Genomic DNA, 8,869 nt, shown 5'->3' with positions numbered 1-8,869 from the left:
GTCTTGCCGTGGTCAACGTGACCAATCGTGCCGATGTTCACATGAGGCTTATTACGCTCGAATTTACCTTTTGCCATGTGAGGTCTCCATTCCTGCTAGCCCAATAAGGGCGTTAAATTAACGAAACGCTGCAATTCCTTGGAATTACGCGTATTTTTTCTGAACTTCCTGGGCGACTGCAGTCGGGACCGGCTCGTAGTGGTCGAACTGCATCGTGTACTGAGCGCGGCCCTGCGACATCGAGCGCAGGCTGTCCACGTACTTGAACATGTTCGCCAGCGGGACCATCGCGTTGACGACGACGGCGATACCGCGGGACTCCTGGCCCTGGATCTGGCCACGGCGGCTGTTGAGGTCGCCGATGACGTTGCCGACGTAGTCTTCCGGCGTCACGACTTCCACCTTCATGACCGGCTCAAGCAGCTGGACGCCCAGCTTCGGAGCGGCTTCGCGCAGAGCTGCACGGGAGGCGATTTCGAAGGCGAGGACCGACGAGTCGACGTCGTGGTAGGCACCGTCGATGAGCGTTGCCTTGACACCGATCATCGGGAAGCCGGCGAACGGACCAGACGACAGGACGCTGCGGATACCCTTCTCGACGCCCGGGATGTATTCCTTCGGGACCGAGCCGCCGATGACCTTGGCGTCGAACTGGAACTCTTCGCTCTCGGTGTTCGGCTCGAACACCAGCTTGACGCGGGCGAACTGGCCGGTACCGCCGGTCTGCTTCTTGTGGGTGTAGTCCTGCTCGTAGGAACGCGTGATGGTCTCGCGGTAAGCAACCTGCGGAGCGCCGACGTTGGCCTCGACCTTGAACTCGCGACGCATGCGGTCGACGATGATGTCGAGGTGCAGTTCACCCATGCCGGCGATGATGGTCTGGCCGGATTCTTCGTCCGACTTTACGCGGAACGACGGATCTTCAGCAGCCAGACGGTTGAGCGCGAGGCCCATCTTTTCCTGGTCGCCCTTGGTCTTCGGCTCGATGGCGATCTGGATGACCGGCTCGGGGAATTCCATGCGCTCGAGGATGACCTGGTGCAGCGGATCGCAGAGCGTGTCGCCGGTGGTCGTTTCCTTGAGGCCGGCCAGAGCGACGATGTCGCCGGCGAAAGCCTCTTCGATGTCGGCGCGGGAGTTCGAGTGCATCTGCAGCATACGGCCGAGACGCTCCTTCTTGCCCTTGACGGTGTTTTCGAGCGAAGCGCCCTTGACCACCTTGCCCGAATAGATGCGGCAGAAGGTGAGCGAGCCGACGAACGGATCGTTCATGATCTTGAATGCCAGCATCGAAAGCGGCTCGTTGTCGTCAGCGTGACGCTCGATCTCGGCTTCGGTCTTGGCATCGATGCCCTTGATGGCCGGAACGTCGATCGGCGACGGCAGGAATTCAACGACGCCGTCGAGCAGCGGCTGAACGCCCTTGTTCTTGAAGGCCGAGCCGCAGAACATCGGGAAGAACTTGACGGCGATGGTGCCCTTGCGGATCAGCGCGCGCAGTTCGTCGTTCGTCGGCATCTTGCCTTCGAGGTAGTTCTCGAGAGCCGTCTCGTCCATTTCGACGGCGGTCTCGATCATCTTCTCGCGGAACTCTTCGGCCTTGGCCTTGAGGTCTTCCGGGATCTCGACGACGTCCCAGGCAGCGCCCAGGCTTTCATCGCGCCAGACCAGCGCGTTCATCTCGATCAGGTCGACAACGCCCTTGAACTCCGATTCAGCGCCGATCGGCAGCTGAACGGCAACAGCGGTCGCACCAAGGCGCGACTTGATCATCTCGTACGAGCGATAGAAGTCAGCGCCGATCTTGTCCATCTTGTTGCAGAAGATCATGCGCGGGACGTGATACTTGTCTGCCTGGCGCCACACGGTCTCGGTCTGCGGCTCAACACCGGCGTTGGCGTCGAGCAGCGCGATGGCGCCGTCGAGAACGCGCAGCGAACGCTCGACTTCAATGGTGAAGTCGACGTGGCCGGGGGTGTCGATGATGTTGAAGCGGCGCTGCTTGCCGTCGCGACCCTTCCAGAAGGTCGTGGTGGCAGCGGACGTGATCGTGATGCCGCGTTCCTGCTCCTGCTCCATCCAGTCCATGGTAGCAGCGCCATCATGGACTTCGCCGATCTTGTGCGACTTGCCCGTGTAATACAGGATACGCTCGGTCGTCGTGGTCTTACCGGCGTCGATGTGCGCCATAATACCGAAATTGCGGTAGTCTTCGATCTTATATTCGCGGGCCATGGGAGGTGCCTCTCAGTCGTTCGGACGCGCTGTTACCAGCGGTAATGCGCGAAGGCGCGGTTGGCTTCGGCCATCTTGTGGGTGTCTTCACGCTTCTTCACGGCGGTGCCGCGGTTGTTGGCCGCGTCCATCAGCTCGCCGGAGAGGCGGTCGACCATGGTGGTCTCGTTGCGGTTGCGCGCAGCAGTGATCAGCCAACGAATAGCGAGAGCCTGGCGGCGCTCCGGACGAACATCGACCGGGACCTGGTAAGTCGCACCACCGACGCGGCGCGAACGGACTTCAACGTGCGGCGCGACATTGTCGAGCGCCTGATGGAAGACCGACACCGGCTCCTGCTTGGTCTTGGCCTGAACCTGGTCCAGAGCACCATAGACGATCGTCTCGGCGATCGACTTCTTGCCGTCATACATGACGGCATTCATGAACTTGGTGATGACCAGATCGCCAAACTTGGGATCCGGGTTGATTTCGCGCTTATCTGCACTGTGACGACGGGACATGGCTTTTGTCTCTCAAACTTTGACTGGCGCTCTATTACGCGGAGAACCTCGCGCAGCACCTAAACTGCAGAACCCGAATTACTTCGGACGCTTCGCACCGTACTTCGAACGGCGCTGCTTGCGGTTCTTCACACCCTGCGTGTCGAGCACGCCGCGGATGATGTGATAGCGCACACCCGGAAGATCCTTCACGCGGCCGCCGCGGATCATGACCACGGAGTGCTCCTGAAGGTTGTGACCTTCGCCGGGGATGTAGCCGATCACTTCGAAGCCATTGGTCAGGCGAATCTTCGCGACCTTACGCAGTGCGGAGTTCGGCTTCTTCGGCGTCGTCGTGTAGACGCGCGTGCAAACGCCACGCTTCTGCGGGTTGGCCTGCATGGCCGGAACCTTATTGCGCGTCGCCGGCGCCTGGCGCGGCTTGCGGATCAGCTGGTTGACGGTAGGCATTAAACCCTCTTGTCTCTCAAATTCCGTGTCTCAAGCCCGTTCGGGGCGGCTTAAAGCGGCATTTCCATACGCAAATTCGGGCCATAAACCGCGTTACGCGGTCCTGCCCGAACAAACCGCAGAGGAAGCGGAACCGCTTCATGCAAGACAGAAATGTCATTTCGCTCGTAAAACGAACCCTGTTTGAGGCAAACTCCAAAGCGCGTCGCTTCGGAAAAGCCAGCCTCACATCGGCTCAGACGTTGCGGCTTCTACTCGCATGACCGCCTAGCGTCAACCCCGAGGCGCCAAAATCCTTAAGGAATAAGGGCTGCGCCGCATCACAAGGGACCGAGCGCAACTTTATTGCGCTGCAACCAGGGTTAATGCTTCGTTTGTAACGCTCTTTGGCCTGTCTTGCACCCGACCTTCGTGCGAAAATCGTGGATACAGGAGCGAATCCCCTCGCCCACCCCATCCGGACAAGGAATCAGCGATGAACGACAATGACGAACGCCCTGTGACGATCATCACCGGGCGAGTCTGGCGGCGCAAGGGCGGCCAGCCCGAAGGCGTGCACATCATGCTGGTGGCACCCGACGATGATTCTGCGGTGCGCTCGGCACTCGAGGCGCTGGCCAAGGAAGGTTACGCCGAAGCCGAGCTCGACCAGATCGGCGACATGCAGGGCGAACCCGACGACGAACCGCATATCTCGGCCTACCAGGGCGCGCTCGAAGGCGAAGTGTCGATTGTCACTTTCAACGAGCCGCTCTAGACTGCAGTGCGTCCCAACGGACGCAACAGCTGTTCGAGCTTTTGCGTCGTGCTTTCCGAACACTGTTTCCGACATTCGGGTCTAAGTGGGCAACGCCCCCCACCGCGGCCACAAAGGCGGGCATGGGCCAACCAGAAGGCGCCGTGTCGGGCGCAGCGCGGAATGGGCGAATGCTCAAAGGATCGCCCTCACCCGCGTCTCCAGCCCAAAGGCGCGCTGCATTATGATGAAGGCGCGGCGATGACGGCGACCACGCCGGACAGAAGCAACCCGCCTCGCCGGCTGAACTGCTAGCTTACCCAAAGATCCATACCCGAGGCGCCAGACCGCTAAAATTGCGTGCGGCCGAACAGCCATACCAAGCAGTCGGTGCCGGAGAACCTAAGCCTATTGGCGTGCAGGCCGAACATGCACACCCCGAACAGCAAAAAGCCGCCGGATCGCTCCGGCGGCTTTTTTGTCTCTGTCGTCGACGCTCTTACTGAGCGGCGTTGACCATGTCGGTCAGGATCGGCTCGGCAACTTCCGCGCCCGAGAGCTTGCGGCGCTCGTCGAGGATCAGTTCGTCGCGCGAGGTGGCGATGCGCCGGATCTGGCTCATCATGCCACCCGTACCGGCCGGGATCAGGCGGCCGACGATGACGTTTTCCTTCAGGCCCTGCAGCATGTCGGTCTTGCCGGCAACTGCTGCTTCGGTGAGCACGCGGGTCGTTTCCTGGAAGGAAGCGGCCGAGATGAAGGACGGCGTCTGCAGCGATGCCTTGGTGATACCGAGCAGAACCGGCTGACCTTCGGCAGGCTTCTTGCCTTCCTCGATCAGGCGATCGTTGATCTCGTCGAACTCGATGACGTCGACATGATCACCCGGGATGTAGACCGAGTCACCCTGAACGGTGATCTCGATCTTCTGCAGCATCTGCCGAACGATGACCTCGATGTGCTTGTCGTTGATCGACACGCCCTGCAGTCGGTAGACTTCCTGGATTTCGTTGACCAAGTAGGAAGCCAAAGCTTCCACGCCCTTGATCGCCAAGATGTCGTGCGGCGCGGGGTTGCCGTCGAGGATGTAGTCGCCCTTCTCGATCGCGTCGCCGTCCTGGAGGTGGAACGGCTTACCCTTCGGGATCAGGTATTCGACCGGCTCAAGCGTCGAGTCATGCGGCTCGATGATGATGCGGCGCTTGTTCTTGTAGTCGCGGCCGAAGCGGACCGTGCCGTCGATCTCGGCGATGATGGCGTGATCCTTCGGACGACGGGCTTCGAAGAGTTCGGCAACACGCGGCAGACCGCCGGTGATGTCCTTCGTCTTCGCGCTTTCCATCGGGATACGCGCCAGCACGTCGCCCGGCTTCACATGTGCGCCCGGTTCGACCGAAAGAATGGCCTCGACCGAGAGCAGGAAGCGGGCATCGCCACCCTTCGACAGCTTACCGACCTTACCCTTGGCGTCCTGAACGACGATCGCCGGCTTGAGATCCGAACCGCGCGGCGTCGAGCGCCAGTCGATGACCTCACGCTTGGTGATGCCGGTCGACTCGTCGGCCGTTTCCTGAACGGAGATGCCGTCGACGAGGTCTTCGAACGCCGCACGCCCCTCGATTTCGGTGAGGATCGGACGGGTATAGGGGTCCCACTCGGCGATACGCTGGCCGCGCTTCACCTTGTCGCCATCGTCCACGAATATACGCGAACCATAAGTGACGCGGTGCGTGGCGCGCTCCTTGCCGGTCTCGTCGAGGATCAGGATCGCCATGTTACGGCCCATCACCACCAGGTTGCCGTCCGAGTTGCGGACGACGTTGCGGTTGCGGACCTGCACGACACCTTCATACGAGGCTTCGAGGAAGGACGAGTCCACCACCTGTGCCGTACCGCCCATGTGGAAGGTACGCATGGTGAGCTGCGTGCCCGGCTCGCCGATCGACTGAGCGGCGATGACGCCGACAGCTTCGCCCTGGTTGACAGGGGTACCGCGTGCCAGATCGCGACCGTAGCAGACCGCGCAGACGCCGACCTTGACTTCGCAGGTCAGCGCCGAGCGGATGCGGACGGTCTGAACGCCAGCCTTCTCGATGACCTCGATGTCGCGCTCGTCCATCAGCGTACCGCCCTTGACCAGCAGGTCGCCGGTCACCGGGTGGTTGATGTCGTCGAGCGCGGTACGGCCAAGGATACGCTGGCCGAGCGACGCAACGACCTGACCGGCATCGACGATCGGCTGCATGGTGAGGCCCTTCTCGGTGCCGCAATCCACGGAGTTGACGATGCAGTCCTGGGCCACGTCGACGAGACGACGGGTCAGGTAACCCGAGTTGGCCGTCTTCAACGCGGTATCCGCGAGACCCTTACGGGCGCCGTGGGTCGAGTTGAAGTATTCAAGAACGGTCAGACCTTCCTTGAAGTTCGAGATGATCGGCGTCTCGATGATTTCGCCCGACGGCTTGGCCATGAGGCCGCGCATACCGGCGAGCTGACGCATCTGGGTGGGCGAACCGCGAGCACCCGAGTGCGACATCATGTAGATCGAGTTCATCGGCTTCTGACGACCGTTGTCCTCGAATTCCACCGCCTTGATGCGCGCCATCATTTCGTCGGCGACCTTTTCCGAGCACTTGGCCCAGGCGTCGACGACCTTGTTGTACTTCTCGCCCTGAGTGATCAGGCCGTCATTGTACTGCTGCTCGTATTCCTTCGCGAGCGCTTCGGTCTGTTCGACCAGGCCGTGCTTCGTATCAGGAATGAGCATGTCGTCCTTGCCGAACGAAATGCCGGCACGGCAGGCGTGCGCAAAGCCGAGAGCCATGATGCGATCGCAGAAGATGACCGTCTCTTTCTGACCGCAGTGGCGGTAGACGGTGTCGATCATCTTGGAGATGTTCTTCTTGGTCATCTCCTGGTTTGCGGTCTCGTAAGGCACGTTGACGTTCTTCGGCAGCAGTTCGCCGAGGATCATGCGGCCAGGCGTGGTGTCGTAGATCTTCGACACTTCGTTGCCTTCGGCGTCGACCGTGCGGAAGCGACCCTTGATCTTGGCGTGCAGCGTCACAGCCTTGGTCTCTAGCGCGTGCTGGAGTTCGCCCATATCGGCAAACACCATGCCCTCACCCGGCTCGTTCTGGTTGACGATCGAGAGATAGTAGAGACCGAGAACCATGTCCTGCGACGGAACGATGATCGGCGCGCCGGAAGCCGGGTGCAGGATGTTGTTGGTCGACATCATCAGCACGCGCGCTTCGAGCTGAGCCTCGAGCGACAGCGGAACGTGAACAGCCATCTGGTCGCCGTCGAAGTCGGCGTTGAAGGCCGTGCAGACGAGCGGGTGCAACTGGATGGCCTTGCCTTCGATCAGAGTGGGTTCGAAGGCCTGGATGCCCAGGCGGTGCAGCGTAGGCGCGCGGTTGAGCAGGACCGGATGCTCGCGGATGACCTCGTCGAGGATATCCCAAACTTCAGGCTTTTCCTTTTCGACCAGCTTCTTGGCCTGCTTGACGGTCGAGGAGTAACCCTTGGCGTCGAGACGCGCATAGATGAACGGCTTGAACAGCTCGAGCGCCATCTTCTTCGGCAGGCCGCACTGGTGCAGCTTCAGCTCCGGACCGGTCACGATGACCGAACGGCCGGAATAATCGACGCGCTTGCCGAGCAGGTTCTGACGGAAGCGGCCCTGCTTGCCCTTGAGCATGTCGGACAGCGACTTCAGCGGGCGCTTGTTGGCACCCGTGATGACGCGACCGCGGCGGCCGTTGTCGAACAGTGCGTCGACAGCCTCCTGCAGCATGCGCTTCTCGTTGCGGATGATGATCCCCGGCGCGCGGAGCTCGATCAGGCGCTTCAGACGGTTGTTGCGGTTGATGACGCGACGATAGAGGTCGTTCAGGTCGGAGGTCGCAAAGCGGCCGCCGTCCAGCGGGACCAGCGGACGCAGATCCGGCGGGATCACCGGCACGACCTTCATGATCATCCACTCGGGACGGTTGCCCGATTCCATGAAGTTCTCGACCACCTTGAGGCGCTTGAGATACTTCTTCTGCTTGAGTTCCGACGTCGTCGAAGCGAGCTCCGTACGCAGGTCGCCGGCGATTTTCTCCAGGTCCATGCTGGCAAGCAGGTCATGGATGGCCTCGGCGCCGATCATGGCGGTGAAGCTGTCTTCGCCGTACTCGTCGACGGCAAGCATGTACTCCTCCTCGCTGAGAAGCTGATGCTCCTTCAGCGCGGTGAGGCCCGGCTCGGTGACGATGTAGTTCTCGAAATACAGAACGCGCTCGATGTCCTTGAGGGTCATGTCGAGCAGCGTGCCGATGCGGCTCGGCAGCGACTTCAGGAACCAGATGTGGGCGACGGGCGCTGCGAGCTCGATGTGACCCATGCGCTCGCGACGGACGCGCGACAGCGTGACTTCAACGCCGCACTTTTCGCAGATGACGCCCTTGTACTTCATGCGCTTGTACTTACCGCACAAGCATTCGTAGTCCTTGATCGGGCCGAAGATGCGGGCGCAGAACAGGCCGTCGCGCTCCGGCTTGAAGGTACGGTAGTTGATCGTCTCGGGCTTCTTGATCTCGCCGAACGACCAGGACAGGATCTTCTCGGGACTGGCGAGCGAAATCCGGATGGAATCGAACACCTGCGCAGGGGCCTGCGGGTTGAAGAGATTCATGACCTCTTGGTTCATGTCGTTCTCCTTTTCGGGGCCCTCGAAAGCCCCTTTGCATCGGGTGCGGGCCAACGTGCCCGCCATACGTGTCGACCAGTGGCCGAAGAATTCTCATCTAAGAAGCGCGATCTGACCGAAACCGGGATCGTGCCCTGCGGCTGGGGCGCGGGGGGGGGCCCCCGGCCGGCCCCGCCTTTCTCGAAGGCCAGGCCTATGCCCTCTTTGTCCTATCTTCTGGCGCGGCTGCTGCAGATCATCCCGACCTTC

5 protein-coding genes are annotated in these 8,869 nt (G+C 61.2%); 1 reads left to right on the top strand and 4 read right to left on the bottom strand.

Going from position 1 to position 8,869, the window contains the following annotated elements; all coding sequences use genetic code 11:
* Positions 1 to 144: 144 nt before the first annotated feature.
* The 3 genes from fusA to rpsL form a co-directional block, all read right to left on the bottom strand.
* Entirely contained in the window at positions 145 to 2,235 is a 2,091-nt protein-coding gene (gene fusA / locus NDO48_RS28755; protein ID WP_018427840.1) for an elongation factor G, read from the bottom strand.
* Between the two features lie 32 nt (positions 2,236 to 2,267).
* The gene (rpsG, locus tag NDO48_RS28750; RefSeq protein WP_018427839.1) at positions 2,268 to 2,738 is read right to left on the bottom strand and encodes a 30S ribosomal protein S7; all 471 of its coding nucleotides are present in this window, start codon (positions 2,736 to 2,738) and stop codon (positions 2,268 to 2,270) included.
* A 78-nt stretch (positions 2,739 to 2,816) separates the two neighbouring features.
* Positions 2,817 to 3,188, bottom strand: coding sequence for a 30S ribosomal protein S12 (gene rpsL, locus NDO48_RS28745; RefSeq protein ID WP_018427838.1), 372 nt, complete (start codon positions 3,186 to 3,188; stop codon positions 2,817 to 2,819).
* 475 nt (positions 3,189 to 3,663) lie between these two features.
* On the opposite strand from rpsL, the gene NDO48_RS28740 reads away from it, so the two are divergent.
* The gene (locus NDO48_RS28740) at positions 3,664 to 3,945 is read left to right on the top strand and encodes a hypothetical protein (RefSeq protein ID WP_018427837.1); all 282 of its coding nucleotides are present in this window, start codon (positions 3,664 to 3,666) and stop codon (positions 3,943 to 3,945) included.
* Between the two features lie 478 nt (positions 3,946 to 4,423).
* On the opposite strand, the gene rpoC is transcribed toward NDO48_RS28740, so the two are convergent.
* On the bottom strand, positions 4,424 to 8,620 hold the full coding sequence (gene rpoC / locus NDO48_RS28735) for a DNA-directed RNA polymerase subunit beta' (protein ID WP_026227170.1): 4,197 nt from the start codon (positions 8,618 to 8,620) through the stop codon (positions 4,424 to 4,426).
* Positions 8,621 to 8,869: the final 249 nt, after the last annotated feature.

Source organism: Aminobacter sp. MET-1 (assembly GCF_026521175.1).
In the GTDB taxonomy this organism is placed as follows: Bacteria; Pseudomonadota; Alphaproteobacteria; order Rhizobiales; family Rhizobiaceae; genus Aminobacter.
Note: the sequence above shows the minus strand (reverse complement) of the source record. Positions and strands in the feature narration are given on the sequence as shown.

What these genes read in the sequence shown, in the direction of transcription:
- fusA (WP_018427840.1), bottom strand. Translation starts at nt 2,235, where the DNA reads ATGGCCCGCGAATATAAGATCGAAGACTACCGCAATTTCGGTATTATG.
- rpsG (WP_018427839.1), bottom strand. Translation starts at nt 2,738, where the DNA reads ATGTCCCGTCGTCACAGTGCAGATAAGCGCGAAATCAACCCGGATCCC.
- rpoC (WP_026227170.1), bottom strand. Translation starts at nt 8,620, where the DNA reads ATGAACCAAGAGGTCATGAATCTCTTCAACCCGCAGGCCCCTGCGCAG.
- rpsL (WP_018427838.1), bottom strand. Translation starts at nt 3,188, where the DNA reads ATGCCTACCGTCAACCAGCTGATCCGCAAGCCGCGCCAGGCGCCGGCG.
- NDO48_RS28740 (WP_018427837.1), top strand. Translation starts at nt 3,664, where the DNA reads ATGAACGACAATGACGAACGCCCTGTGACGATCATCACCGGGCGAGTC.